Source organism: Streptomyces krungchingensis (assembly GCF_054729265.1).
The window spans coordinates 2,162,630-2,188,816 of record NZ_JBPUKY010000001.1 but is presented as its reverse complement, the minus strand read 5'-3'; the positions used below and the strand labels follow the sequence as shown (position 1 = coordinate 2,188,816).

At 71.4% G+C, this 26,187-nt stretch carries 24 protein-coding genes; 8 read left to right on the top strand and 16 right to left on the bottom strand.

The annotated features are described in order from the left end of the window. Positions 1-110 precede the first annotated feature (110 nt). Positions 111-1,679, top strand: coding sequence for an alpha/beta hydrolase (locus ACSYGO_RS09775; RefSeq protein ID WP_426678721.1), 1,569 nt, complete (start codon positions 111-113; stop codon positions 1,677-1,679). Between the two features lie 96 nt (positions 1,680-1,775). Here the strand turns inward: ACSYGO_RS09775 and ACSYGO_RS09770 are convergent, their stop codons facing one another. From ACSYGO_RS09770 to ACSYGO_RS09750, 5 genes are all read right to left on the bottom strand, one after another. After that, entirely contained in the window at positions 1,776-2,789 is a 1,014-nt protein-coding gene (locus ACSYGO_RS09770) for an NAD-dependent epimerase/dehydratase family protein (protein WP_460389695.1), read from the bottom strand. 63 nt (positions 2,790-2,852) lie between these two features. Beyond that, positions 2,853-3,578 carry a lysophospholipid acyltransferase family protein gene (locus ACSYGO_RS09765; RefSeq protein WP_426678720.1) on the bottom strand — a complete coding sequence of 242 codons (726 nt, stop codon included), beginning with the start codon at positions 3,576-3,578 and terminating at the stop codon, positions 2,853-2,855. A gap of 100 nt (positions 3,579-3,678) precedes the next feature. Continuing rightward, positions 3,679-4,917: an ornithine--oxo-acid transaminase gene (gene rocD / locus ACSYGO_RS09760; protein ID WP_426678719.1), complete on the bottom strand. Its 1,239-nt coding sequence runs from the start codon at positions 4,915-4,917 to the stop codon at positions 3,679-3,681. After that, the gene (ddaH, locus tag ACSYGO_RS09755) at positions 4,914-5,726 is read right to left on the bottom strand and encodes a dimethylargininase (RefSeq protein ID WP_432186772.1); all 813 of its coding nucleotides are present in this window, start codon (positions 5,724-5,726) and stop codon (positions 4,914-4,916) included. The genes rocD and ddaH overlap by 4 nt, the downstream gene beginning before the upstream one ends. Before the next feature lie 123 nt (positions 5,727-5,849). Next, positions 5,850-6,353 (bottom strand): Lrp/AsnC family transcriptional regulator, encoded by a 504-nt coding sequence (locus tag ACSYGO_RS09750; protein ID WP_095932795.1) that lies wholly within the window; start codon positions 6,351-6,353, stop codon positions 5,850-5,852. Between the two features lie 99 nt (positions 6,354-6,452). Here ACSYGO_RS09750 and ACSYGO_RS09745 point away from each other — a divergent pair, with 99 nt between their 5' ends. From ACSYGO_RS09745 to ACSYGO_RS09730, 4 genes are read left to right on the top strand one after another with little or no spacing between them, the layout of a single operon-like run. Beyond that, positions 6,453-7,208, top strand: coding sequence for a LytR/AlgR family response regulator transcription factor (locus ACSYGO_RS09745; RefSeq protein ID WP_460386496.1), 756 nt, complete (start codon positions 6,453-6,455; stop codon positions 7,206-7,208). Positions 7,209-7,218: 10 nt separating this feature from the next. Beyond that, positions 7,219-7,578, top strand: a complete 360-nt coding sequence (locus tag ACSYGO_RS09740) for a hypothetical protein (RefSeq protein ID WP_095932793.1) — start codon at positions 7,219-7,221, stop codon at positions 7,576-7,578. Positions 7,579-7,581: 3 nt separating this feature from the next. Then, entirely contained in the window at positions 7,582-9,339 is a 1,758-nt protein-coding gene (locus ACSYGO_RS09735) for a sodium/solute symporter (protein ID WP_460386495.1), read from the top strand. A gap of 25 nt (positions 9,340-9,364) precedes the next feature. Continuing rightward, the gene (locus ACSYGO_RS09730) at positions 9,365-10,570 is read left to right on the top strand and encodes a sensor histidine kinase (protein WP_426678715.1); all 1,206 of its coding nucleotides are present in this window, start codon (positions 9,365-9,367) and stop codon (positions 10,568-10,570) included. 106 nt (positions 10,571-10,676) lie between these two features. On the opposite strand, the gene ACSYGO_RS09725 is transcribed toward ACSYGO_RS09730, so the two are convergent. The 7 genes from ACSYGO_RS09725 to ACSYGO_RS09695 form a co-directional block, all read right to left on the bottom strand. Then, entirely contained in the window at positions 10,677-10,835 is a 159-nt protein-coding gene (locus ACSYGO_RS09725; RefSeq protein WP_426678714.1) for a hypothetical protein, read from the bottom strand. A 106-nt stretch (positions 10,836-10,941) separates the two neighbouring features. Next, positions 10,942-13,089, bottom strand: coding sequence for a serine/threonine-protein kinase (locus tag ACSYGO_RS09720; protein WP_460386494.1), 2,148 nt, complete (start codon positions 13,087-13,089; stop codon positions 10,942-10,944). A 64-nt stretch (positions 13,090-13,153) separates the two neighbouring features. Beyond that, a complete protein-coding gene (locus ACSYGO_RS09715) occupies positions 13,154-14,908 on the bottom strand; it encodes a DUF6777 domain-containing protein (RefSeq protein ID WP_460386493.1) in 1,755 nt (584 codons plus the stop codon). A gap of 125 nt (positions 14,909-15,033) precedes the next feature. After that, positions 15,034-15,987 carry a cytochrome c oxidase assembly protein gene (locus ACSYGO_RS09710; protein ID WP_426678711.1) on the bottom strand — a complete coding sequence of 318 codons (954 nt, stop codon included), beginning with the start codon at positions 15,985-15,987 and terminating at the stop codon, positions 15,034-15,036. A gap of 177 nt (positions 15,988-16,164) precedes the next feature. Beyond that, positions 16,165-17,190 carry a 6-phosphofructokinase gene (locus ACSYGO_RS09705; RefSeq protein WP_359489880.1) on the bottom strand — a complete coding sequence of 342 codons (1,026 nt, stop codon included), beginning with the start codon at positions 17,188-17,190 and terminating at the stop codon, positions 16,165-16,167. A 284-nt stretch (positions 17,191-17,474) separates the two neighbouring features. Continuing rightward, entirely contained in the window at positions 17,475-18,203 is a 729-nt protein-coding gene (locus tag ACSYGO_RS09700) for a type 1 glutamine amidotransferase (protein WP_426678710.1), read from the bottom strand. Positions 18,204-18,222: 19 nt separating this feature from the next. Further along, positions 18,223-19,461, bottom strand: coding sequence for a MurT ligase domain-containing protein (locus ACSYGO_RS09695; protein ID WP_426678709.1), 1,239 nt, complete (start codon positions 19,459-19,461; stop codon positions 18,223-18,225). A gap of 154 nt (positions 19,462-19,615) precedes the next feature. Between ACSYGO_RS09695 and def the strand changes: the two genes are divergently transcribed. Beyond that, positions 19,616-20,155: a peptide deformylase gene (gene def, locus ACSYGO_RS09690; RefSeq protein WP_426678708.1), complete on the top strand. Its 540-nt coding sequence runs from the start codon at positions 19,616-19,618 to the stop codon at positions 20,153-20,155. Between the two features lie 206 nt (positions 20,156-20,361). On the opposite strand, the gene ACSYGO_RS09685 is transcribed toward def, so the two are convergent. Then, positions 20,362-21,009 (bottom strand): TetR family transcriptional regulator, encoded by a 648-nt coding sequence (locus tag ACSYGO_RS09685; RefSeq protein ID WP_095932783.1) that lies wholly within the window; start codon positions 21,007-21,009, stop codon positions 20,362-20,364. A 169-nt stretch (positions 21,010-21,178) separates the two neighbouring features. Here ACSYGO_RS09685 and ACSYGO_RS09680 point away from each other — a divergent pair, with 169 nt between their 5' ends. Next, positions 21,179-22,405 carry an acyl-CoA dehydrogenase family protein gene (locus ACSYGO_RS09680; protein WP_426678707.1) on the top strand — a complete coding sequence of 409 codons (1,227 nt, stop codon included), beginning with the start codon at positions 21,179-21,181 and terminating at the stop codon, positions 22,403-22,405. On the opposite strand, the gene ACSYGO_RS09675 is transcribed toward ACSYGO_RS09680, so the two are convergent. From ACSYGO_RS09675 to ACSYGO_RS09665, 3 genes are read right to left on the bottom strand one after another with little or no spacing between them, the layout of a single operon-like run. Next, entirely contained in the window at positions 22,402-22,923 is a 522-nt protein-coding gene (locus ACSYGO_RS09675) for a cupin domain-containing protein (protein WP_426678706.1), read from the bottom strand. The two genes, ACSYGO_RS09680 and ACSYGO_RS09675, sit on opposite strands and share 4 nt — an antisense overlap. A 7-nt stretch (positions 22,924-22,930) precedes the next feature. Then, positions 22,931-24,145, bottom strand: a complete 1,215-nt coding sequence (locus ACSYGO_RS09670; RefSeq protein WP_426678705.1) for a cytochrome P450 — start codon at positions 24,143-24,145, stop codon at positions 22,931-22,933. 5 nt (positions 24,146-24,150) lie between these two features. Further along, entirely contained in the window at positions 24,151-25,266 is a 1,116-nt protein-coding gene (locus ACSYGO_RS09665) for a type III polyketide synthase (RefSeq protein WP_426678704.1), read from the bottom strand. 120 nt (positions 25,267-25,386) lie between these two features. Between ACSYGO_RS09665 and ACSYGO_RS09660 the strand changes: the two genes are divergently transcribed. After that, the gene (locus tag ACSYGO_RS09660) at positions 25,387-26,154 is read left to right on the top strand and encodes a transcriptional regulator (RefSeq protein ID WP_460386492.1); all 768 of its coding nucleotides are present in this window, start codon (positions 25,387-25,389) and stop codon (positions 26,152-26,154) included. Positions 26,155-26,187 lie beyond the last annotated feature (33 nt).

Genomic DNA, 26,187 nt, shown 5'->3' with positions numbered 1-26,187 from the left:
AAGCCCTGTCGCATCTGTTCTCAGGGACCTCACAGCCGAAAGGATCCCCCTACCAATCGCAACGATGTACGGGGAGGCCACACTTGAGGGCTAAGAGACCGTCGAGACGGATGACGGCGCTCGGTTCGGCCGGAGCGCTCGTCACGGCGACCCTGATCGCCGGAGCCGTCACGGCTCCGTCGGCCACCGCCGCGTCGCGTCACGGGCAGGACCGGGAGCAGCGCGGAGCGGCGATCGCCGCGGAGCGGGCGGCCAAGGCCGGCATCGACTGGCAGGACTGTCCCGCGGACTGGGGCCTGGAGAAGCCGATCCAGTGCGGCTGGGTCAGCGTCCCGCTCGACTACGCCCACCCGAACGGCAAGCAGATCAAGCTGGCCGTGGACCGTATCGGGAACACGGGCAGCAAGGACGAGCGGCAGGGCGCCCTCGTCTACAACCCCGGCGGCCCCGGCGGCTCCGGCATGCGCTTCCCGCGCCGCGTGACCACGAAGAGCCCCGTCTGGGCGAACACCGCCAAGGCGTACGACTTCGTCGGCTTCGACCCGCGCGGTGTCGGCCACTCGGCCCCCATCTCCTGCATCGATCCGCAGGAGTTCGTGAAGGCGCCGAAGGCCGACCCGGTCCCGGACAGCGAGGCGGACAAGCGTGCCCAGCGCAAGCTGGCCGCCGAGTACGCCGACGGCTGCGCCGAGCGCAGCGGCGCGATGCTGCCGCACATGACCACGCCGAACACCGCACGCGACCTCGACGTCATCCGTGCCGCCCTCGGTGAGAAGAAGCTCAACTACCTGGGCGTCTCGTACGGCACGTACCTGGGAGCCGTCTACGGCACGCTCTTCCCGGGGCACGTCCGCCGCATGGTGGTCGACAGCGTCGTCAACCCGTCGCGGGAGAACATCTGGTACCAGGCCAACCTGGAGCAGGACATCGCCTTCGAGGGCCGCTGGAAGGACTGGGAGGACTGGGTCGCGAAGAACGACGCCACCTTCCACCTCGGCGACACCCGGGCCGAGGTCCAGGACCAGTGGCTGAAGCTGCGGGCCACCGCGAAGAAGAGCCCTCTCGGGGGCGTCGTCGGCCCCGCCGAGCTGATCTCCTTCTTCCAGAGCGCGCCGTACTACGACTCCTCCTGGGTCCCGGTCGCGACGGTGTTCAGCAAGTACGTCGCCGGTGACACGCAGGCGCTCGTCGACGCCGCCGCCCCCGACCTGTCGGACACCGCGGGCAACATCGCCTCGGAGAACGGCAACGCCGTCTACACGGCCGTCGAGTGCACCGACGCCCAGTGGCCCACCAGCTGGCAGAAGTGGGACCGGGACAACACCCGGCTCCACAAGGACTACCCGTTCATGACCTGGGCCAACGCGTGGATGAACCTGCCGTGCGCCACCTGGCCCGCCAAGCAGCAGACCCCGGTGAACGTCAAGACCGGCAAGGGTCTGCCCGCCGTCCTGATCGTGCAGTCCACGCGTGACGCCGCCACCCCGTACGCCGGCGCCGTCGAACTGCACAAGCGCTTCAAGGGCTCCCGCCTGATCACCGAGCAGGGCGCGGGCTCGCACGGTGTGACCGGGCTGGTCAACCCCTGTATCAACGAGCGGGTGGACAGCTACCTGCTCACCGGCAGGACGGACGCGTCCGACGTGACCTGCGCGCCGCACGCCACGCCGAAGCCGTAACCCGTCCAGCGGGAAGGGGGGCGGCCGGACTCCGGCCGCCCCCTCACCGTTCCAGGACGCGGTGCGCCCCGGCTCCTGTCGGGCCGGACCTCTCGCTCAGGACGCGAGCCAGGCGTCCTCCGCCGCGTAGTCGAAGAGGTCGCCGTACGCGCGGACCATGTCGGGGTAGGCCTCCCGCCAGTCCCGTCCGGCCAGCCGGCGTTCGATCGAGGCGATGGTCTCGGGGAGCGTGTCGGCGTACCGGACCACCGGGCGGTAGCCCAACTCCCGTTCGGCGGCGCGCATGTCGCAGACGACGGGCAGCGGTACCGTCCACGGCGTGTCCCCGACCGTGGGCGCCGGGGCCGGACCGTCCACCAGCACATCCTCCGCCCGCACGCCCATCGCCGTGTCGATCGCCGCTGCGATCTCCGCCACCGTGGGCGCCTCGGGGTCGCAGGCGTTCAGGACGCGCGACCCCGGCCGCCGTGCCGCCAGCCGGATCAGTTCGGCGACGGTGTGGACACTCACCGGGTGGAAGCGGCTCTGGCCGCCGAACGCGAGGACGCGCCGACGACGGCCGTCCAGGTTGCGCTTGACGAAGTAGAGCTCGCGGGGCGTACGGCAGTAGGGGCCGTGCACGGCACCCGCGCGCAGCAGGGTCGTCGGCAACCGGTCGCCCGCGGCGAGGAGGTCGCGCTCCAGGGCGGCTTTGCGCGTGCTGTACGTGCCGTCGCCGGGCCGCACGGTGCGCCGGCTCTCCGGGATCGGCACCGGGTACTCGGGGAATCCGTCCGGCTCCGACTGCGTGTCGAAGCCGCGCCCCTTGTCGTCCTCGTAGACCGACACGCTGGAGATCACCACGGCGGAGCCGACGCGGCCGGCGAGCCCCGTCAGCTGGCGTGCGTGCTCGGCGCCGTAGGCGACGATGTCGACCAGCACGTCGCAGCCGTCACCGACCGCCGCGGCCAGGGCGGTGTCCTGCGCACGGTCCAGCCCGACGGCGCGCACCTGCGCGGGCCAGCCGTCGTCGCGGCCGCCGCCGCGGGACGCGGCCGTCACCTCCCAGCCGTCGCGGGCCAGCGCGTCCACGGCCGCGCGTCCGATCTGTCCGGTCGCTCCGATCACCACAGCACGTCTCATACGTAAAAAATGTACAGGACGTACGTCCGGTGCAGGCGGACTCCGTTCCGCTCAGCTCAACGGCATCCGTCGGAACTTGCGCGCGTTCGCCGCCTTCTCCTCGGCCTCCTGGGCCTTCACGACGGCCGCGTACTGGTCGACGTACTCCTGTTCCGAGAGGCTGAGAATGGCGTACATGATCTCGTCGGTCACCGCGCGCAGGATCGCCTTCTCGTTCTCCATGCCGGCGTAGCGGGAGAAGTCGAGGGGCTTGCCGAAGCGGATGACGACGGGATGGATGTTCGGGATGACCTTGCCGGGCGGCTGCGCCTCGAAGGTGCCGATCATCGCGCACGGGATCACCGGGACCCCGGCCTTGAGGGCCATCACCGCGACGCCGACCTTGCCCTTGTAGAGACGCCCGTCGTGCGAGCGGGTCCCTTCCGGGTAGATGCCCAGCAATTCGTCCTTGCGCAGTACGCCGAGGCCCTCGCGGATCGCCGCCTGGCCCGCGTCCTTGCCGGAGCGGTCCACGGGGATCTGCCCGGCGCTGCGGAAGAAGGCCGCGGTGAGCCGGCCCTTGATGCCGGGACCCGTGAAGTACTCGGCCTTCGCGAGGAAGGTGATGCGCCGCTTCAGGATCGCGGGCATCAGGAAGTGGTCCGAGAACGACAGATGGTTGCCGGCGACGATGGCCGCGCCCGACGACGGTACGTGCTCAAGGCCCTCGATCCGAGGCCGGAAGACCAGCCTCAACAGCGGACCCAGAAGCACGTATTTGAGCACGTAATAAAACACTGGGGCACTCCTCGTTTCCCCCGGGGAGCGATCAGTGTAGGCGCGGCCGTCGCCGGGCGTAACCGTTCCGGTGTCACTCTCTGTGGCCTCGTGGCCGGTATCAGACCCCTTGCGTCAGAACTTTCTCCAGAGCCCCGAGAGCCGACTGCAGTTCCTCGCCGGTGATGGTCAGCGGAGGGGCGAGACGGATCGTCGAACCGTGGGTGTCCTTGACGAGGATGCCCTCGCGCATCAGGCCCTCACTGATCTCGCGGCCCGTGCCGATGGCCGGGTCGATGTCGACCCCCGCCCACAGTCCGCGCGCCCGGAAGCCCTCGACGCCCTTGCCGACCAGGTTCGCGAGCCCACCGCGCAGGATCACGCCCAGCTCCGCCGCCCGGCGCTGGTACTCCCCGGTCTCCAGAAGGCCGACGACGGCCGAGCCCACGGCCGCTGCGAGCGGATTGCCGCCGAACGTCGAGCCGTGTTCGCCCGGACGCAGTACCTCCAGCACGTCCCGGCGCCCCACCACCGCGGACACCGGCACGATGCCGCCGCCGAGCGCCTTGCCGAGAAGCACCAGGTCCGGCACGACCTCCTCGTGCTCCACGGCGAGGGTGGCCCCCGTGCGGCCGAGACCCGACTGGATCTCGTCGGCGATGAACAGGCAGCCGGCCCGGCGGGTCAGCTCGCGTACGCCGGTCAGATAGCCGTGGTCCGGGACGACCACGCCGGCCTCGCCCTGGATGGGCTCGATCAGCACGGCCGCGGTGGTCTCGTCGACCGCCTCTTCGAGCGCGGCGAGGTCGTTGTACGGGACCACACGGAAGCCGGGGGTGAAGGGCCCGAAGCCGGTGCGGGCGGTCTCGTCCGTGGAGAAGCTGACGATCGTGGTCGTACGGCCGTGGAAGTTGTCGGCGGCCACGACGATCGTCGCTCGGTCCGGGGCGACCCCCTTGACCTCGTAAGCCCATTTGCGGGCCACCTTGATGGCGCTCTCCACCGCTTCCGCGCCCGTGTTCATCGGCAGGACCATGTCCTGGCCCGTCAGCGTGGCCAGGGACTCGGCGAACCCGGCCAGCCGGTCGTTGTGGAAGGCGCGCGAGGTCAGGGTGAGCTGGTCCAGCTGACGGTGCGCCGCCTCGATCAGCACCGGATTGCGGTGCCCGAAGTTGAGGGCCGAGTAGCCCGCCAGCATGTCCAGGTAGCGACGGCCCTCTACGTCCTCGACCCAGGTGCCCTCGGCACGGGCGACGACGACGGGCAGCGGGTGGTAGTTGTGCGCGAGGACCGGCGCCTCCGCGCGGATCAGCTCGTCGGAGGTGCGCGTACGGGCGGGGGTGCGGGTGGGTGCCGTCATGAACGGATCTCCTGAGTGCAGCACTTGATGCCGCCGCCGGCCTTGTGGAACTCCGAGAGGTCGACGGGGACGGGGACGTAGCCGTGGCGGTCGAGCTGCTCGGCGAGGGACTCGGCGCGCGGCGCGATGAAGACGTGGCGGCCGTCGGAGACCGAGTTGAGGCCGAAGGCCATGGCGTCCTCGCGTGTGGCGAGCACCGCGTCCGGGTACAGCCGGGCGAGCACCTCGCGGCTGCCGGGCGAGAACGCCTCCGGGTAGTACGCGATGTTGTCGTCGTCCAGGACGAACAGCGCCGTGTCCAGGTGGTAGAAGCGCGGGTCGACCAGGCTGAGGCCGATCACCGGGACGCCGAAGAACTCCTGCACCTCGCGGTGCGCCTCGGGGGTCGTACGGAATCCGGTGCCGGCCAGGACGTATCGGCCCGTCGGGACCAGGTCGCCCTCGCCCTCGCACACCGATTCGGGCCGGTAGACGTCGAAGCCGGCCGCCTTGAACCAGGTGTCGTAGGCGATGGACTCGGGACGGCGCTGGGGTGCGTGGAAGAGCGAGCCGAAGACCCGGCCCGCCAGGACGAGCGCGGAGTTCGCCGCGAACACCATGTCGGGAAGGCCGGCGACCGGTTCCACCGAGTCGACGGTGTGGCCGTGCGCGCGGTAGGCGCGGATCAGCGCCTCCCACTGGCCGCGGGCGAGGTCGACGTCCACGGGCGTGTCGGGATGCATCCACGGGTTGATCGCGTACTGCACGGCGAAGTGTCTGGGTTCGCAGACCAGAAAGCGCCGGGGGCGCGGCACACGGCTGTCGGGCACAGAGAGGTACCTCCGCTTCCTGCGGTGTCGGCTGGGGGTTCCTCCACGGTAAGAAACGGCAGATACGGGCGACAAGCGAGGAGAGCTGCGTGATTGCGCAGCAATGATGCGTGATCGGAGGAGTCAGCGCACGTTTCCTGCGTCGTCCGGGACGGCGTGGGTCGCCCCGGCCTCAGGAGCCTCCGGCAGCAGGTGGGACAGCACCATGTAGCTGATCGTCTTCCGGATGAACGGCTCCGTACGGATCCGCTCCAGCACCTCCTCGAAGTGCTCCACATCGGTCGCCCGCACGTGCAGCAGCGCGTCCGCGCCTCCGGTCACGGTCATCGCGGCGGTGATCTCCGGATGGTTGCGCACCACCTCCGCGAGCCGCCGCGGCGGGGCCGCGCCCTCGCAGTACACCTCCACGTACGCCTCCGTGCGCCAGCCGAGCGCGGCCGGTTTCACCGTGGCCGTGAAACCGGTGATCACACCCGTCTCGCGCAGCCGGTCGACGCGCCGCTTGACCGCGGTGGCGGACAGGCCGATCGCCGCGCCGATCTCCGCGAAGCTCGTCCTGGCATTGGCCATCAGGGCCGTGATGATCTTGCGGTCGAGTTCGTCGAACATCGCGGGCTTGCTGCTCATGACCGCACTGTATCCAGCGTCAACGCCCACGCGGCCGGCGAGAACGCGGACGCTCCGCGACATGTCCAGGCGGACCGATCGCTCTTACACTCCACTCTCATGCTGCGCGCGCTCGCCGTCGACGACGAACAACCGTCCCTCGAGGAACTCCTCTATCTGCTGAACGCCGATCCCCGCGTCAGCAGCGTCGACGGCGCGAGCGACGCCACCGAGGCACTGCGCCGGATCAACCGGGCCCTGGAGTCCGGACCCGGCGGCCCCGAGGCCATCGACGTCGTCTTCCTCGACATCCACATGCCCGGCCTGGACGGACTCGACCTGGCCCGGCTGCTCACCGGCTTCGCCAACCCCCCGCTCGTCGTCTTCGTGACCGCGCACGAGGGCTTCGCCGTGCAGGCCTTCGACCTGAAGGCCGTCGACTACGTGCTCAAGCCCGTACGCCGCGAGCGGCTCGCCGAGGCCGTCCGACGGGCCGTCCAGTTCAGGGACACCGCCCCCCTGATACCCGTGCACGAACCCGACCCCGACCACATATCCGTCGAACTCGGCGGAGTGACCCGCTTCGTGTCCGTCGAGGACATCACCCACGTCGAGGCCCACGGAGACTACGCCCGCCTGCACACGCCCCAGGGCAGTCATCTCGTCCGCATCCCCCTGTCCACGCTGGAGGAGCGCTGGCGCTCCCGCGGCTTCGTCCGCATCCACCGCCGTCACCTCGTCGCCCTGCGGCACATCGGCGAACTCAGGCTGGACGCGGGCACGGTGAGCGTCCTCGTCGGCCCCGTGGAACTCCAGGTCAGCCGCCGTCACGCGCGCGAACTGCGCGACCTGTTGCTGCGCCGGACCGCGAGCTGAGGAGGGCCGCGTGCCACAGGACCCGACCGAACGCCGCGTGGTCGTCACCGGGGTGCCCCGGCACACCCGCAGAACGTCCGGCTACTACCGGCCCAGGACCGAGATCGACGAACAGACCACGCTCGGCCACACCTACGTCCGCTCCCTGATGCGCAGTCAGCTCCGTGTCGCCCTGCTGGTCTTCGCCGTGCTCGTGCTGCTCGTCGGACCACTGCCACTGGTATTCGCCGCCATGCCGGACGGCGCCGGTCTCGAATGGGGCGTGCTCGGCTTCGGCGTGTACCCGCCGCTGGTCCTGCTCGCGCGCTGGTACGTGCGCCGCGCGGAGCGCAACGAGAAGGACTTCGTGCGACTCGTCGAGGACCGCTGACCCGTGAACCAGAACTACGCCGTCCCCGCGGTCGCCCTCGTGGTCGTGGCGACCGTCCTCGTCGGTGCGTTCGGCCTGCGCATCTCCCGGACCACCTCCGACTTCTACGTCGCCTCGCGCACCGTCGGACCGCGGCTCAACGCCGCCGCGATCAGCGGCGAGTACCTCTCCGCCGCCTCCTTCCTCGGCATCGCCGGACTCGTCCTCGTGCAGGGCCCGGACATGCTCTGGTACCCGGTCGGCTACACGGCCGGCTACCTCGTCCTCCTGTTGTTCGTCGCGGCCCCGCTGCGCCGCTCCGGCGCCTACACCCTGCCCGACTTCGCCGAGGCCCGGCTCGGCTCCCAGGCGGTGCGACGCCTCGCCGGAGCCTTCGTCGTCGGGGTCGGCTGGCTGTATCTGCTGCCCCAGCTCCAGGGCGCCGGCCTGACCCTGGCCGTGCTGACCGACGCCCCCGACCGGTTCGGCGGCGTACTCGTCGCCGTGGTCGTGGTCGCCACCGTCGCCGCGGGCGGCATGCGCAGCATCACCTTCGTGCAGGCCTTCCAGTACTGGCTCAAACTCACCGCCCTGCTGGTCCCCGCACTCTTCCTGGTCCTCGCCTGGCAGTCGCACGGCGCGCCCCGCGACGTCTTCGACGAACCGGCGACCTTCCGCGAACAGCGGGTCGTCCGCGTCGACGACACCCTCGACCTGAAACTCGCCCGGCCCCTGGACGTCACGGCGACCGGCACGGTCGACGCCCGGCCCCACACGGACGAGCGGATCCGGCTCCCCGCGGGGGTCCACCGCATCGAGCGCGGCACCCGGCTCACCTTCACCGAGGGCGACCCGGTCCCGGTGGCCGAGCGCGGCAGCAACGGCGGCATGTCGACATCGCTGGCGGCGGGACGGGAGGAACGCCCGCTGTACGCCACGTACGGACTGATCCTCGCCACCTTCCTCGGCACCATGGGCCTGCCGCACGTCGTCGTCCGCTTCTACACCAGCCCGCACGGCGTCGCCGCCCGCCGCACCACCGTCGCCGTCCTCGGCCTGATCGGCGCCTTCTACCTCCTCCCACCCGTCTACGGCGCGCTGGGCAGGCTGTACGCCCCCGAACTCAGCATCACCGGGGACGCGGACGCCGCCGTGCTCCTGCTGCCCGACCGGATGATCGGCGGGCTCGGCGCCGACCTGCTGGGCGCGCTCGTGGCGGGCGGCGCCTTCGCCGCCTTCCTGTCCACCGCGTCCGGCCTGACCATGGCGGTCGCGGGCGTACTGACCCAGGACGTCCTCCCGACCCGCGGAGTACGGCACTTCAGGCTCGGCACGGTCCTCGCGATGGCGGTGCCGCTCGCCGCGAGCGTGCTGGCCGGCGGACTGCCCGTCGCCGACGCCGTGGGGCTCGCGTTCGCCGTCTCCGCGTCCTCGTTCTGCCCCTTGCTGGTGCTGGGCATCTGGTGGCGGCGCCTGACTCCGCCGGGTGCGGCGGCCGGCATGCTCGTCGGCGGCGGCGCGGCCTTCGTCGCGGTCGCCGCGACCATGGCCGGCTATCCCGGAACCGGCACCCTGCACGCGCTCCTCGCCTGGCCCGCACTGTGGTCGGTACCGCTCGGATTCCTCACGATGGTCCTGGTCTCGCTGGCCACACCCGGCCGGGTGCCCGCGGGGACCGCCGCGATCCTGGCCCGGTTCCATCTGCCCGAGGAGCTGACCGGCGGTCCACTGCCCACCGGCCCGCCGCGGACGGGCGCCGAAACGAAGGAGATCCAGGCATGAGGCGGTCACGGGGAGAGGCGGCGGTGTGAGCGGATTCCTCGCCGGGCTGTGCGTCGCCGTCCTGCCGCTGCTCGCCGCGGGGTTCTGGATCGGCCGACGCACCGCGCGGCCCGAGAGCCTCGGCGGACTCGGCACCCCCGTCGAGCACGCCACCTTCCAGACCCTGCACACCGCGTCGCTCGCCACGCCCCCGCTGCGCGCCGGCCTCACCGAGGAGACGGCCGGCCGCTCCGCGCGACGGCTGCGCAGCCTCCTCGGCACCGACGCGCTGTGCCTCACCGACCTGGAGACGGTCCTCGCCTGGGACGGCATCGGCGCACACCATCGCGCCGAGATCATGGAACGGCTCGGCGGCCCGCTGGAGACCGGCCGCGGCGAAGCCTTCCGGCTCGGCTGCGACGAGCCCGCCTGCCCGCTGCGCTGGGCCGTCGTCGCGCCGCTCACCGTCGACGAACGGGTGCACGGAGCGCTGGTCGCCTGCGCGCCCCGCGAGTCCGCCGTCCTCGTCCGTGCCGCGGGCGAGGTCGCCCGGTGGGTCTCCGTCCAGCTGGAGCTGGCCGACCTCGACCGGTCGCGCACCCGCCTGATCGAGGCCGAGATCAAGGCACTGCGGGCCCAGATATCACCGCACTTCATCTTCAACTCGCTCGCGGTCATCGCCTCGTTCGTGCGGACGGACCCCGAGCGTGCTCGCGAACTGCTGCTGGAGTTCGCCGACTTCACCCGCTACTCGTTCCGCCGGCACGGCGACTTCACCACCCTCGCCGACGAACTCCACGCCATCGACCACTACTTGGCGCTCGTCAGGGCGCGCTTCGGGGAACGGCTCTCCGTCACCCTGCAGATCGCGCCCGAGGTGCTGCCGGTCGCCCTGCCCTTCCTGTGCCTCCAGCCCCTGGTGGAGAACGCCGTCAAACACGGTCTGGAGGGCAAGACCGACAAGAGCCACATCAGCATCACGGCCCAGGACGCGGGCGCCGAGGCACTGGTCGTCATCGAGGACAACGGCGCCGGAATGGATCCGGAGCGGCTGCGCCGCATCCTGGCCGGGGAGGGCAGCCCCTCCGGAGGAATCGGACTCTCCAACGTCGACGAACGACTGCGTCAGGTCTACGGCGACGCCCACGGGCTCGTCATCGAGACCGCGGTGGGCGCGGGCATGAAGATCACCGCCAGGCTGCCCAAGTACCAGCCCGGCGTGCATTCGGCGGCGCGACTGCCCAGGCAGTGACGGGCACGCCCGGACACCGGGTCGGCCGGCGGCCGACGCCACCCCGAGGATCACCTCGACGGCGGTCGGCGCCGGTGACGGGCCGCACGGATCGCCGACCGTGCCGTCAGGTGCTCCGGGAGGCCACCATCGCCACGGTGATCAGCCCCAGGACGACCCAGCCGAACCACAGCCAGCCGTTGCTGCCGAGCGCCACCGTGTAGGCGGTCACCACGACGAGTCCGCCCACGGTGAGCACACCCATCGCCTTCGTCGTACCGGGCATCGCAGCACCCTCCTCCAGGCAGGGTCCGCGACGCGGCCCGTGGCCTTGGGGCCATTTTCACCCGAAGGGAGGAGGTTCGCCAGGGCCGGTAGGACAGCCGTCGCCCTCACCGCGTGCCGTCGAAGCGGCCCGCGACGGTGCAGACGACCAGGAACCGTCCATTGGGCCAAGGGTGTTCGTTGTGGAGGCCATGGTTCACCTCCCGTCCCGTCCCGTCGCCGAACAGCCCTGCCGCGGCATCCCCCACGCACTGCGCGTCCGCCGCCGCGTCGAGCCGTTTCGCCGCCACGGGACCGTCGAGATGGGTCATGCCCACGACCTCCTCCTGGTGCTTCTTGTCGCAGGCGACCAGCTCGAAGTGGTTCGAGGTGCGCGCGTCCCCGGTGATGTGGCCGAGGCAGTCGCCCTTCTGCAACTGCCCCACGTCGTTGATGGCCGACCCGTACGCCCGGTACGCGCCGAGCGGACCCCCGACCGGGCCGTACTTCCCGACCAGCAGGCACGCGACGCGGCCGCCGGTCTGCGCGAAGCCCTCGCTCGTGGGGATGACGGGGACCGATGCGACGTTCCGTGCCAGCCCGGCCGCGGTCGCGTCGGTGGCCTCGGCGCAGCGCCGGGGCCCGCCGGACCGCGCCGCCGCCAGGGAGGGAGCCTTGTACAGGGCCAGCACCTGTCCGTCGGTCCCCTGGCCGCAACCGGGGTCCACCTCCAGCCGCGAGGTGCCGGTGACCTGTCCGGCGGACCGCGCGGCCACCACGCAGTCGCGCAGTCCGAGCGGTTCGGCGAGCCCGACCCGCGCGCCGTACGGCCGGACCACCTTGTGCGCCATCGCGTACCAGACCCCGCCGGCCGTCAGCCCCAGCGCGAGCAGTGCCGCCATCAGCGCCTGGAGGATGCGGGGACGCCTGCGCCGGTGCGGCGGGGGAGAGGCCGTCGGCTGCGCCGGCCCTCCGGAGCCGGGCGGGCCGAAGCCCTGCGGCGGCCCGGTCGGGCCCGGCGACCGCGACGGGAACTCCCGCGGTGAGCGCGGGTCGTGCGCGCCCGGCGTCGGGGCGTACGGGCCGGACGCCCGCGCGGAGGGGGCGTACGGGCCCGACGCCGGCGCTGTGGGTGCGTACGGACCCTGAGCCTGTGCCGTGGGTGGGTGGAGGACCGGTTCGTGGGGAGTGGGCGCGGGCGGTTCATGGGCCGTGGGGGAGTACGCCTGAGGTGCCGGGGAGGTCGGGGCGTACCCGGAGGGCGCCGCCGGAGCCCGGTCGGGGCCGGGGCCAGCGGCCGTCTGCGGGTACGCGGACGGCAGGGCGAAGCCCCGGTCGCCCGCCGGTACCCCGGACTCGGGCCCCCGGCCGGCACCGCCGAGCCCCGCCCACGGCGGCTGCGAGCCCGTGTCCAGCCGGGTCGGCGGATGCGGCTGGGGTGTGATGATCCGGGCCAGGGCGGCCGCCGTGTCCTCGGCGGAGATCCGCCGGGCGGGATCCTTCACCAGCAGGGCCTCGATGACCGGCCACAGCGCGCCGGCCCGTCGCGGCACGGGCGGTTCCTCCAGGACGACGGCGGTGATCGCGGCGAGATCGGTGTCACGGTCGAAGGGGCCGTGCCCCTCCACGCCGAAGTAGAGGGTGCAGCCCAGCGAGAACAGGTCGGCCGCGGCGGTCGGCGGCCCGCCGGTCGCCCGCTCAGGCGCCAGATATCCGGCCGTGCCCACCAGGACGGACGTCCTGGTCCAGCGGGTCTCCAGGGAGTCCGGCTGGACGGAGATGCCGTAGTCGGTCAGCAGGATCCGGGTGCCCGGTGCGCCGGTGCGGTCCGGAGCGAGCAGGATGTTGGCCGGTTTCACGTCCCGGTGCATGATCCCGCGCTCGTGCCCCGCGGTCAGTGCGTCGAGGACGGCGAGGCCGACGCGGGCGCAGGCGTCGGGGGCGAGCGGGCCGCGCCGGGCCGGCAGGCCGCGCAGGTCCTCCGCGCCCGCCACGTACTCCATCACGATCCACGGCAGCCCCTCGTGCTCCAGGACGTCGTGCACCGTCACCACGTGCGGGTGCCCGCGCAGCACCGCCGCGTGCCGTGCCTCGGCGCGGGCCCGCGCGATACGCGCCTCGTGCTCCTCGCTGCCCTCCGGCACATTGCGGAAGCGGATCTCCTTCAGTGCCACGTCGCAGTCGAGCCGCTGGTCGTGGGCCAGCCACACATGGCCCATGCCGCCCGAGCCGACCTGGTCCACGAGCAGATACCGGCCGGCGATGAGCCGACCCACCCCTGACTGCGGTGATCCTGGTGCCATCCGGTTGCCCCCGGGTTCTGCGCTCGTTCGTGGCGGGTCAGGACGTGTCCCCGGTGATCCCACCGGAGTCGGTCGCGGAGTCGCCGACACCCGGGTCGGCCGGGACGGAGTCCTCACCACCGGATCCGGACGGGGCCGAGTCGCTCGGCCCCGGGCCGGCGGAGAGGGACTCCGCGGGGGTGCCGGGCGGCGGGGAGGACGACGTCGAACCGCTCGTGCCGGTGCTGGTGTAGCCCGTACCGCCCCCGGTGTCGGTGGGTGTGCCGCCGGTTCCGGTGGTGGTGCCGGCGGTGTCGGTGGGTGTGCCGCCGGTTCCGGTGGTGGTGCCGGCGGTGTCGGTGGGTGTGCCGCCGGTTCCGGTGGTGGTGCCGGCGGTGTCGGTGGGTGTGCCGCCGGTTCCGGTGGTGGTGCCGCCGGTTCCGGTGGTGGTGCCGCCGGTTCCGGTGGTGGTGCCCGCGGTGTCGGTCGGGGTGCCGCCGCTTCCGGTGGTCGTGCCCGCCGTGTCCGTGGGTGTGCCGCCCGTTCCGGTACCGGTCCCGCTCGGGCCCGAGCCGGTTCCCGAATCGCCCGGGTCCGGACTGGTCCCGCCGGAGTCCGTGGGAGTGCTCCCGCCCTCGCCGTCGTCCCCGGCGACGGACAGGGTCACGGGCGCACCCCACTCCAGCGTGCTGCCCTCGACGGGCTGCGAGGCGGTGACCTGGGCGTCGTCGGGCGGAAGGGCGTCACCGTCGTACGCCATCGCCAGCCCCGCCGCGGCCAGCGCCTGCGTGGCCTCGGCGAACGACATGCCGGTGACCGTCGGGACGGTGTGTTCCGCGTGCGGGTCGAATGCCTCGTCGTCGCTGCCGTCGGTGCCGAGCCGACGGGCGATGCCCCGGTCCGGGTCCTGCACGTCGATGAGCTGGAGCCGGTCGATCCGTTGGTCCCCGGGCGGCGGTTCGACGACGACGATGTGGTCCTGCCGGTACCCGGACCACTTCTTGTTGCCGTCCTCGAACCGCACGGACGCCTTTTTGACGTTCACCTTCGAAGGGCGCAGCGGATTGCCGCAGGAGCACTTCACGGCGGGCAGCCCCTGCCTGTCGACCAGAACGGCGATTCCGGCCTGGAGCAAGGCGTCGAAGGGGACTGCCTTGCCGTGCTTGTACTGGTGGTTCGTCACAAGCGTGTCGTGGCGCAGTACTACGGGTGTGAGGTGATCGACATAACCCGAGATCTGATCCGGACGGATATGCAGGGCGCGCGCCCATTCCTTCGCCTTGGCGGAGTTCTCGGGTGCGGTGAGGAATTGCTTCAGCTTCGCCACGGCACAGGTGCCGGGTTTCGTCGAACCGCCGAACTCACCGGTGGCCCCACCGGTCGAACCTTGCCCCGCCGAGCCGCCGTTCTGCCCGGCGGTGCTCCCGCTCCCGTCCGGGCCGTCCCCACCGGAACCGCTCCCGGAGCCGGACCCGGAGCCGTCGCCGGAGCCGTCCCCGGAAGGACCGTCACCGCCTGAGTCGCCCCCACCCTGGTCACCGCCGTCGCCGGGTGTGCCGCCGTACAGCCCCGGGCTGTTGCTGGCCTGCACCCCACCGCTCGGCGGCGCCTCGGGAACCTCGGTGTCCCGGCCGAGCCGGCCGTCCTCCGCGAAGAAGGGATCGGCCTGTGAAATGCCCATGGCCACGGCCCGGACCGCGAACATCTGATCGGATGTGCCGCAGCCACCGATTATCAGCACGAAAACCAGCAGTAGAGCAGCCCTGCGGACCGTCGATATCGCGGCCCTGTGCATGGAAACGCGAATTGTCATGACCGCTCCCCCTGCGGCTTCCCCCGTGGACTCCGCGGCGCGGGCGTGCGACCGGACGCGGAACTTCGCTCCTCCATGCTACTGAATGGAAATGCCTTTCCCGCAAGGAGAAAAGGAAAGTTAATTCAGCGACCGCGCGCGTTCAGTGAGGCCAGATAGGCGTTGTACGCCTCGAGTTCCTTGTCGCCGTCCCGGTCCGCGGCCCGGTCCGTGCGCCTCGCCTGCCGCTGCTCGGACCGGTACCACTGGAAGAGCAGGGCGAGCAGCACGAGGACCGACGGAACCTCGCTGAACGCCCAGGCGATGCCGCCCGCCGCGCTCTGGTCGGCCAGCGCGTCGATGCCGAGCGACGCGGGCGGGTGCTTGTACGTGGAGACCATCGGCTCGGAGGCCATCATCAGGGCGATGCCGAAGAACGCGTGGAACGGCATGCCCGCGAACAGCTCCAGCATGCGCATCAGATGGCCGGGGCGGTGCGGCCCCGGGTCCACGCCCATGATCGGCCAGAAGAAGACCAGACCGACCGCGAGGAAGTGGCACATCATCGCGATGTGCCCGGCCTTGGAGCCCATGAGGAAGTCGAAGAGGGGCGAGAAGTACAGCGCGTACAGGCTCGCGATGAACAGCGGGATGGTGAACGCGGGATGGGTGACGATCCGCATGTACCGGCTGTGCAGGAACATCAGCAGCAGTTCACGGGGGCCCTTCGTGCCTCGCGTCGAGGCGACCGGCAGCGCGCGCAGCGCCAGGGTGATCGGAGCCCCGAGCAGGATCAGGATCGGCGAGAGCATGCTGATCACCATGTGCTGCACCATGTGCACGCTGAACATGACCATGCCGTAGTCGTTCAGCCCGGTGCACATGACGAGCATCACGGTCAGCACACCGACGACGAACGCGGCGGTCCGGCCGACCGGCCACTTGTCGCCGCGCCGCGCGAGCCGTACGACCCCCCAGCCGTAGAGACCGAGCCCGACGAGGCACGCGACGAGGAAGAACGGGTCCGCGGACCATTCGAGCCCCCGCCCCAGCGTGAACGGCGGCAGATCCATGGTCATGCCGTGCCCGCTGTGATCCATCCGCCGGCTCCTGTTTCGTGGGGGGCCTCCCAGGCTTTTGGGCCACTGGGGGAGGTTGTGCGCTGTCTGTCCGCACCAGAGTAGAACCGCCCCCGGTCGCGGCTGCGACCGGGGGCGGTTCCTTCCACGTACGACGGCGGCGGCGACCGGGCGGGACGGCCCGCGCCGGAGGTGGTGTCAGAGCACGCACTCCGCCTCGGCGTACCGCTCGTCGGGCACCGTCTTGAGCGTCTCGACCGCCTCGGCGAGCGAGACCATCACGATGTCGGTGCCGCGCAGCGCGGTCATCCTGCCGAACTCGCCGCGGTGCACGGCCTCCACGGCGTGCCAGCCGAAGCGGGTCGCGAGGACACGGTCGTACGCGGTCGGGGTGCCGCCGCGCTGGACGTGTCCGAGGATCACCGGGCGGGCCTCCTTGCCGAGGCGCTCCTCCAGTTCGAGGGAGAGCTGACGGGCGATGCCCGCGAAGCGCTCGTGCCCGTAGATGTCCTTGCCGCCCTCGTCGAACTCCATCGTGCCGGCACGCGGCTTGGCGCCCTCGGCGGCGACGACGATGGCGAACCGCTTGCCCGCCTCGAAGCGCTCGCCGACCTTGGCGGCCAACTCCTCGATGTCGAAGGGGCGTTCCGGTACGACGATGGCGTGGGCGCCCGCCGCCATGCCGGAGTGCAGCGCGATCCAGCCGGTGTGGCGGCCCATGACCTCCACGACCAGGACGCGCTGGTGGGACTCGGCGGTGGTCTTCAGCCGGTCGAGCGCCTCGGTGGCGACACCGACGGCCGTGTCGAAGCCGAAGGTGACGTCCGTGACCGCGATGTCGTTGTCGATGGTCTTCGGCACGCCGACGATCGGCAGGCCGCCGTCCGAGAGCAGACGGGCCGCCTTGAGCGTGCCCTCGCCCCCGATCGGGATGATCGCGTCGAGGCCGAGCTCCTCGACGTGCCCCTTCGCCCGCTCCACGCCGTCCCGCAGGTGGGAGGGCTGGACCCGGGAGGAGCCGAGCATCGTGCCGCCGCGAGCCAGGATGCCGCTCACCGCGTCGAGGTCGAGCTTGAGGTAGTCGCACTCCAGGAGGCCCTTCCAGCCGTCCCGGAAGCCGATGACCTCGTCGCCGTGGTCGACGACGGCACGGTGCACGACGGACCGGATGACGGCGTTCAGACCGGGGCAGTCGCCGCCGGACGTGAGGACACCAATGCGCATAGCCCGAAATACCTTCTCAACGTGGGCCGGGGACCGGACCACGTTGTCCGGCAGGATCCCCGCCACCCTACCGGCGGGAGGGGGCCCTTCCGTAACCTGCGTCCGCCTGCTGGACGCGCCCGCACAGGTGAGCGGAGGCCTTGTCAGACGGGCCCTCGCGGAGCGGATCCCCAGCGGCGGGGGAGCGGACGCGAAGACCCCGGCGGGACCGTCGTGCGGGGTCCTCGCCGGGGTCTGCCGAACCGTTTCTGAGCCGGTTCAGGCGGGCTGCCGGGCGGCCGTGGTCACGCGGGCTGCTGCGCGGCCGCGATGCGCTCGGTGCGCAGCGCCTCGTACCACCGGTCGTCGATCGGCGGCAGTGCGTTCACGTCCAGCGCCAGCTTCAGCAGCAGGTCCGCGATCTGCGGGTTGCGCGCCAGGACGGGCCCGTGCATGTACGTCCCGAACACCGTGTCGTTGTACGCGCCCTCGGTGCCGTCGCCCGTGCCGTTGCCCTTGCCGAGCCGCACGTTCGCGAACGGGCGCGCGGAGGGGCCGAGGTGGGTGACGCCCTGGTGGTTCTCGAAGCCCGTCAGCTGGGGCAGCCCGAGGCGCGGGTCGATGTCCGCGAGCACGTCACCGACGCACCGCTCGCCCTCGCCGCGCACCGAGACCACGTCGAGCAGCCCGAGACCCGGCTCGCGCTGGCCGAGGTCGTTGATGAACTCGTGGCCGAGGATCTGGTAGCCGGCGCAGACCGAGAAGACGATCGCGCCGTTGGCGACCGCACGGTGCAGGCCGCCGTCGCGGCGCAGACGCTCCGCGGCGAGCCGCTGCGGCCGGTCCTCGCCCCCACCGATCAGGTAGATGTCGCCCGAGGTCGGGATCGGCTGGTCGCTGCGCACGTCGAGACGGGCCACGTCGAGACCGCGCTGGCGGGCCCGGCGCTCCACGACGAGGGCGTTGCCCTGGTCGCCGTAGGTGCTCAGCAGGTCAGGGTAGATCCACACCAGACGCAGGCTGTTGTCGCTCATTCTCTTCGTCCTCCGTGGCTCAGTTGCCGACACGACGCCTCAGGTCCTGGAATGCGGTGTAGTTGGCGATGACCTCGATGCGCCCGGGCGGCGCCATCTGTACGGCCTGTTCGAGGTTCTCGCAGACCTGGAAGTGCTGGTTCGCGACCTCCAGGCGCACCGCGAGGTCCAGCTTGCGGTCGCCGAGAACGAAGATGGGGTGCCCGGTCAGACGCGTGTAGTCGACGTCCCACAGCCAGGAGGTGTCGGTGCCGTCGGCGCCCCGCGCGTTCACGGAGAGGATGACCGGCGTCGGCGGCGGGTCGATCAGCGAGAAGGTCTCCAGCCAGCCCGCGGGGTTCTTGGCGAGCAGCAGACGCAGGTCGCGCTGCATGAACTGCACCACGTCGTAGCGTCCGGCCACCGCCTGCACCTGGTACATGCGCTCCAGGGCGACCTGCGGCGGCACGCCGAAGACCGCGGCGACGGCGGCCGAGGACGCGGCGTTCGCCTTGTTGGCGCGGCCCGGCAGCTGGAGGTGGATCGGCCAGGCGGAGCCGTGCGGGTCGAGCACGTGGTCGCCGGACAGCGCCCAGGTGGGCGTGGGGCGGCGGAAGCCGCACTCCCCGCAGAACCAGTCGTCGCCGGGGCGCTGCATGACACCGCCGCAGGACGGGCAGGACCAGGCGTCGTCCTTCCACATCTGGCCGGCGGCGACCCACATCACGTTCGGTGAGGAGGAGGCGGCCCACACGACGAGCGGGTCGTCGGCGTTGGCGACCACGACGGCCTTGGAGCCGGCCAGCCCCTCGCGCCAGTGCTCGGCCATCATGCGGGTCTCGGCGGCCCGGTCGAGCTGGTCGCGGGAGAGGTTGAGCAGGGCGATGCACTTCGGGTCGGTGTCGCGCGCGACACCGGCGAGGTACTTCTCGTCGACCTCGATCACCGCGAACTTGGCGTCCGAGCCGCCGGCGAGCGCCGAGGTGATGCCGGCCGGCATGTTCGCGCCCAGCGCGTTGGACACGACCGGGCCCGCGGCGCGCAGCGCCTCCGCGATCAGCCGGGTCGTCGTGGTCTTGCCGTTGGTGGCCGAGACCAGGATCACGTCCAGGTGGGTGGCCAGCCGTGCCAGCAGGTCTGGGTCGAGCTTGAGTGCCACCCGGCCGCCGATCACCGATCCGCTGCCGCGTCCGGCGGCACGCGAGACGGCCGCTGCCGCCTTGCCCGCCGTCACGGCCAGCTTGGCCCGCGGCGTCAGCGGGTCCGAGTTGCCTGACATCGTTTCTCGATCCTCCTTGCGTACGCGCCGCGCCTCTGCCCCCGGCACCGTGTGGGCCTCAGCCTATCGAGATCCACTCAGGTGCCCGAATCGCGGCACCACCACGGTGCCCGTGCGACGTTCGCGTTCCTTCCAGGACCGTACCCTTGCCGCCATGCGACACGGCTCCATCCCGGGCACCCACGGGCGCGTCCGGCCTCTCACCCTGCTCGGCGCCCCCGTCCTGCACACGCCGTGCGAGGACGTCACCGACTTCGGTCCCGAACTCGCCCGGCTCGTCGAGGACATGTTCGCGACGATGTACGCCGCCGAGGGCGTCGGCCTGGCCGCGAACCAGGTCGGCGTACCGCTGCGGGTCTTCGTGTACGACTGCCCGGACGACGAGGACGTCCGCCATCGCGGACACGTGGTGAACCCGCGGCTCGTCGAGGCGGACGGTGTCGTGCTGCGCGGACCGGAGGGATGTCTGTCGCTGCCGGGACTGGAGGCCGGCACCGAGCGCTACGACCACGCGGTCGTGGAGGGGTTCACGGCCGACGGCGAGCCGGTGCGGCTGCACGGCACCGGCTGGTTCGCCCGCTGCCTCCAGCACGAGTGCGACCACCTGGCCGGCGAGGTGTACGTGGACCGGCTGCGGGGATGGCGCCGTCGCCGGGTGCTGCGGCAGGCGGCGCGGGCACCCTGGAGCCGTTGAGGCCGGCGCCTCGCCACCCGCGACCTGCGGCGGGCGGTGCAGCTCCGGCGCTCGGTGGGACGTCCCGCCCGGTGCGGGCCGGTACCCCTCGCGGGACCGGCCCGGCCGTTCGGCCGTGGGTTCGTCGTGGCTGGTCGCGCAGTTCCTCGCGCCCCTTGCGGGCGCAGCGGTCGTGCGCCCGCGAGGGTGCGAGCGCACGACAGGGGTCAGAAGCCGGGGCCGCCGACACGGTCGCCGGCGGCGGCCAGGCGGCCCCACAGGAGATCGGCCAGGCTGCGGACCAACTCGGCGCGCGAGCAGGGGCGTTCGCCGAGCCACCAGTCTCCGGCGGCATGCATCATGCCGACGATCCCGTGTCCCCACACCCGTGCCAGCTGCTGACTGCCCGGGCCCAGGTCGACGCGCTCCTCGATGACCTCGGCCAGTTCCTCGCCCATGCGGCGCAGCAGCGGGGCGGAGTGCTTGCCGACGTCGAAGCCCGCGTCGCCGGGCGGCTGGGCACCCTCCGCCGGATGCATCAGGAAGCGGTACACCTGCGGACGTGCCTCGATGGCCGCCAGATAGGTGTCGAGCGTCGACTCGACCCGCTCACGGCGTCCGGCCGGTGCGTCCAGAGCGGCCCGCAGCGCTCCGAGGAGGGCGTCCGTGTGCCGCTTGGCGAGCGCCGCGTACAGCCCGCCCTTGTCGCCGAAGTGGCGGTACAGGATCGGCTTCGTGATGCCCGCCTCGGCGGCGATGGCGTTCATCGAGGCCCCGGGGCCGTCGCGGAGCACCACCCTGTCGGCGGCCTCCAGCAGCTCACGCCGGCGGCGGTCGGCGGACCTCTGCTGATCGGTCCGCTGTGTGGTGTCCATGTGCTCTCCCCACCCGTGGTGTTTCGGTGACGCCTGCGCAAACTAACACTCATCGGCGGATGCGTATCGAACGGGCTGCCGAGCTCGATCCGGGAGTTGACTTTTCCTACTGGTCAGTAACACACTCCCGTTACCGCAAGTAACAGATTAGTGCAGTGCTGGAGGGGTCATGGCCGAGTTCACCATGGAGCTCAACGACGAACAGAAGGAGGTCCGGGACTGGCTGCACGGCTTCGCCGCCGACGTCATCCGCCCCGCGGCCGCCGAATGGGACGAGCGCGAAGAGACTCCCTGGCCGGTCATCCAGGAAGCCGCGAAGGTGGGAATCTACTCGCTCGACTTCTACGCCCAGCAGTACTTCGACTCCACCGGCCTCGGCATACCGATGGCGATGGAGGAGCTGTTCTGGGGCGACGCGGGCATCGCCCTCTCCATCGTCGGCACCGGCCTCGCCGCCGTGGGCGTCCTCGCCAACGGCACCGAGGAGCAGATCGGCACCTGGATCCCCCAGATGTACGGCGATGTCAACGATGTCAAGGTCGCGGCCTTCTGCTCCTCGGAGCCCGACGCCGGGTCCGACGTCGCCTCCATGCGCACCCGTGCCGTGTACGACCAGGCCAAGGACGAGTGGGTCCTCAACGGCACCAAGACCTGGGCGACCAACGGCGGCATCGCCAACGTCCACGTGGTCGTCGCGGTCGTCGACCCCGAGCTCGGCTCCAAGGGCCACGCGTCCTTCATCGTCCCGCCGAACACGCCGGGTCTGTCCCAGGGCCAGAAGTTCAAGAAGCACGGCATCCGTGCCTCGCACACCGCCGAGGTCGTCCTGGAGGACGTCCGCGTCCCCGGGTCCTGCCTCCTCGGCGGCAAGGAGAAGCTCGACGAGCGCCTCGCCCGCGCCCGTGAGCGCGCCAGGACGGGCGGCGAGCGCGTGAAGAACGCCGCGATGGCGACCTTCGAGGCCTCCCGCCCGGCCGTCGGCGCCATGGCGGTCGGCACTGCGCGGGCCGCGTACGAGGTCGCCCTCGAGTACGCCACGACCCGTGAGCAGTTCGGCCGGCCGATCATCGACAACCAGGGTGTCGCCTTCCAGCTCGCCGACATGCGGACGTCGATCGACGCGGCCCGGCTGCTGGTCTGGCGCGCCTCCTGGATGGCGGTCAACGGCAAGCCGTTCACGGCTGCCGAGGGCTCCATGTCGAAGCTCTTCGCCAGCGAGACCGCGAAGAAGGTCACCGCCCAGGCGATCCAGATCCTGGGCGGCAACGGTTACACCCGCGAGTACCCGGTGGAGCGTATGCACCGGGACGCCGCGATCTACACGATCTTCGAGGGGACGAGCGAGATCCAGCGACTGGTCATCGCCCGCACCCTCGCGGGAATGCCCATCCGCTAGCGGATCCGGAGCGGCGTGAGCTGCTCGATGTCGTAGCGGCTGCGCAGTTCCTCGATCGCCTCGTGGTCCGGCGGACCGCCCGAGTCGAGGATCTCCAGCAACTCCTCGAAGTACCGCTCGTGGTCGGGCGGCGGGGAGGCCTGGAAGAACATCTTGGCCTGGCGGTCCGTCGGGTTGGCGAATGCGTGCGGACACCCGGGCGGTACGACGATCACCGTGCCCGGTGTCGCGCGGACCACCCGGTTGCCGGAAGTGGACTCCCACTTCTGCCAGTTGTCGGGTGTCCGCACGCGGGGCTCGAAGGCGAGCACGTCCAGCTCGCCTTCGAGCACGTAGAACAACTCCTCGCTGCGTGTGTGCACATGGGCGCCGACGTCGAAGCCCGGAGGGACCTCCACCTCGAAGGTGGAGGCCGCCCGCGAGTGCGAGCCGGTCACCTTGAAGGTCACGTGCTGGGCCGGTGTGCGCACCACCCGGCCGTGACCCGGTGGCACAAGCAGTCCTTCGGTCTTCGTCATGGGTCGCTCACCACATCACGGGAAGGGCCTCGGGACCACGGATCAGCGCACCCTTCCTGAAGGAGACCCGATCGGGCGGTACGGCGAGCCGCAGGCCCGGGATCCGGTCCAGCAGCGCGTCGACGAGGAGCTCGGACTCCAGCCTGGCCAGCATCCCGCCGGGGCAGTAGTGCGGGCCGTGGCCGAACGCCACATGCGGATTGGGGCTGCGTGAGAAGTCGATCGTGTCCGGGTCGGGGAAGACGTCCGGGTCGCGGTTCGCGGCCAGGTACGACACGTAGATCGCGTCGCCCGCCCGGATCCGTACACCCTTGATCTCCACGTCCTGGGTCGCGATCCGCGACAGCCCGACCGCGTTGCGGTGCGGGATGTAGCGCAGTAGCTCGTCGATCGCCTGGGGGCGGATCTCCGGCTCGGCCCGCAGCCGCGCCACCAGATCCGGGCGTGTCATCAGGATGTAGAAGAGCTGTCCGCTGTTGTTGGTGACCGCCTCGCCGCCGATCTGCAGGAGAACGGCGAGCCCGACGGCCTCCTCCAGCGTCACCTCCTCGCGTCCCACGGCGGCGCCGAGCAGCGAGGTGACGTCCTCGCCGGTGCTCCCGGCCCGGTCCGTGATCAGCTTCCCGAAGTACGCGCTCAGCTCGTCCTTGGCCCGCTCGCTGACGTCGGCGCCGGCCGAGGAGGACAGGATCAGCTGGGTCCAGGCGTGCATTCGGTGCCGGTCGACGGTCGGGACCCCCATCAGCTCGCAGATCACCGCGATGGGGAACGGGCTCAGGACCGTCGCCGTGAGGTCGGCGGGCGGACCGCCCTGGAGCAGATCGTCGACCAGCCCGTCCAGCACCTGCCGGGACTTCGCCCGTACCCGCTCGACGCCGCGCGCCGTGAAGGCGGCGGCCACCGAGCGGCGCAGCCGGGTGTGGTCGGGCGGGTCGAGGAAACCCACCGCGCCACGCGTCGGGATGAAGTGCGGGGCGAGCCTGGTGACCCGCTGGTCCATGACCGCCTCACGGCTGAACCGGGGGTCGTTGGCGACCACGCGCACATCGTCGTGCCGGGTCACCAGCCAGGCCCAGCCCTCGCCGTTGGGCAGCTGGATCCGGGTGACCGGGCCCTCACGCATGAGATCCGTGAGGACCGGGTCGAAATCCACGCCCTTCAGGTCGAGGGCGGGCCAGTGCCGGACGGGAGGCAACGCCTCCGTGAGGATGTCCTCGGCCATGGCCCTCACGCCGTCCTGTCGCCGGTGTTCCAGCGACCCAGGGACATCTCCGCGGTGATGCCGGGGCCGAAGCCCGCGAGCAGCCCGCGCGAGGCGTGCTCGGCGCCGCCCTCCTCGAAGAGCCGGCGCAGCGCGTCCAGCACGACGGCGCTGGCGATGTTGCCGTACTCCGTGAGGGTCGCCCGGCTGAACCGGAAGGCGTCCGGCGGGACTTCGAGGAACTTGCTGAGGTCGTCGAGGATCCTCGGGCCGCCGGCGTGGATGATGTAGAAGTCCAGGTCGGAGGCGTCCCAGCCGTGCTGCCGCGCGAGCGAGTGCAGGGCGGGGGCGAGCGGTTCCATCGTGCCGGGCACCCGCTTGTCGAGCAGGAAGTGGAAGCCCGTCGCGCGGACGTCGTACATGATCCACTCTTCGGTCTTGGGGATCAGGTACGAGCCGTTGCGCTCGAGCTCGATGCCGGTGCCGCCGTTGCCTCGGACGGCCGCGGCGGCGATGCCGTCGCCGAACAGGCCGTTGGACAGCAGGGATCCGACGCCGAGGTCGGTCGGCTGGTAGCACAGCGAGCAGAACTCGCAGGCCACGATGAGTGCGTTGGCGTCGGGGTACGCCGTGCAGAAGTCGTGCGCCCGATTGATCGCGGCGCCTCCCGCGGCGCAGCCCAGCTGGGCTATGGGTATCTGCCGGGTGTCGCTGCTGAAGCCCATCGAGTTGATCAGCCACGCCGTGAGCGAGGGCATCATGAACCCGGTGCACGAGACGTAGATGATCACGTCGATGTCGGTGGTGAGCAGCTCGGCGTCGTCAAGTGCCCGCTGTACGACGGCGGGTACCCGCGCCTTGGCCTCACTCTCGTAGACCTTGTTGCGTTCCTCGAAACCCGGGTGCTTCAGCGTCTCCTCGATGGGCTGGACGATGTGCCGGGTCTTGACTCCTGTGTTCTCGATGAGCCTGAGTGCCAGCGGCAGTTGGGGGTGATCCTCGTGACGGGAGCGCGCCAGCTCCAGCGTCTCCTCCATCGTGATCACGTACTCCGGGACCGATACCGAGGGTCTGCACAAAGTCGCCATGGTGCGCGCCTTCTTTCGCCTTCCGGTGGGCTCTGCGCCCTCCGGGTGGTTCACCCACGATCACCCGTCCGAGCGGCGATATCTCGTCGGGTTACTCCATTGAGGGGATCTTTGTGTGGGCGTGGGACCCTGTTGGAAAGGGCCTCGGAGCAGTCGAAACCGAAGGGGTGCCCGATGACGCGGACGGCCAGGGACCTGCTGGAGAGCACGACCGGGAAGCTCGCCCCGGACCCTCGTGCCAACCGTCTTCTGCCGTTGATCGCCCGGGGTGCCGCGCGGCGGACCACGCTGGCCGCGCTGGCCCTCGAACAGTCCCATGTGATCGCCGCGGACCGGCGCGCCTTCCTGCATCTGGCCGAACGGTCGGCGGGGGCGGGGACGCCCGCGGTGCCGCGGGGCGCGGCCCAGGAGGCGGCGGTGCGGGGAGAGTCGGGCCCCCGGGACTCGGCCACGGCGGGCGAGGGCGCGGCCCCGGCGAGTGCCGCGTACTTCACACTGCTCGCCGAAGGTGAGGCCCTGGCCCAGGATCGGCTGGGTGCCTACGCGGCCGCGGTCGGGGCCGACGAGGAGCGGGCGGCGCACGAGTGGCTGCCGGACTGCCAGGCCTATCCGGCCTATGTCGCCTGGCTCGCCCTGAACGGCTCCCCGGCCGACGTGGTCCTGGCGCTCAGCGCCAACTTCGCCGCATGGGGCGGCTATTGCGACACGATCGCCGATGCGCTGCGCCGTCACTACGGCCTGGACGACGGAGCCTGCGGCTTCTTCGACTTCTTCGCCGAGCCCGCTCCCGAGCTGGAGCGGCGCGCGCTGGCCGCGGTGCAGGAGGGGCTCGACGCCGGGCGGATCTCGGAGGAGGAGGTGCACCGCTTCGGCGGGATGCTCCAGGCCTACGAGTCGAGGTTCTGGCACGCCCTGTGGGAGCTGGACCAGCGGGTCGCCTGAGCCGGGCCCGGCCCGCGCGGCCGGGCCCGAGGG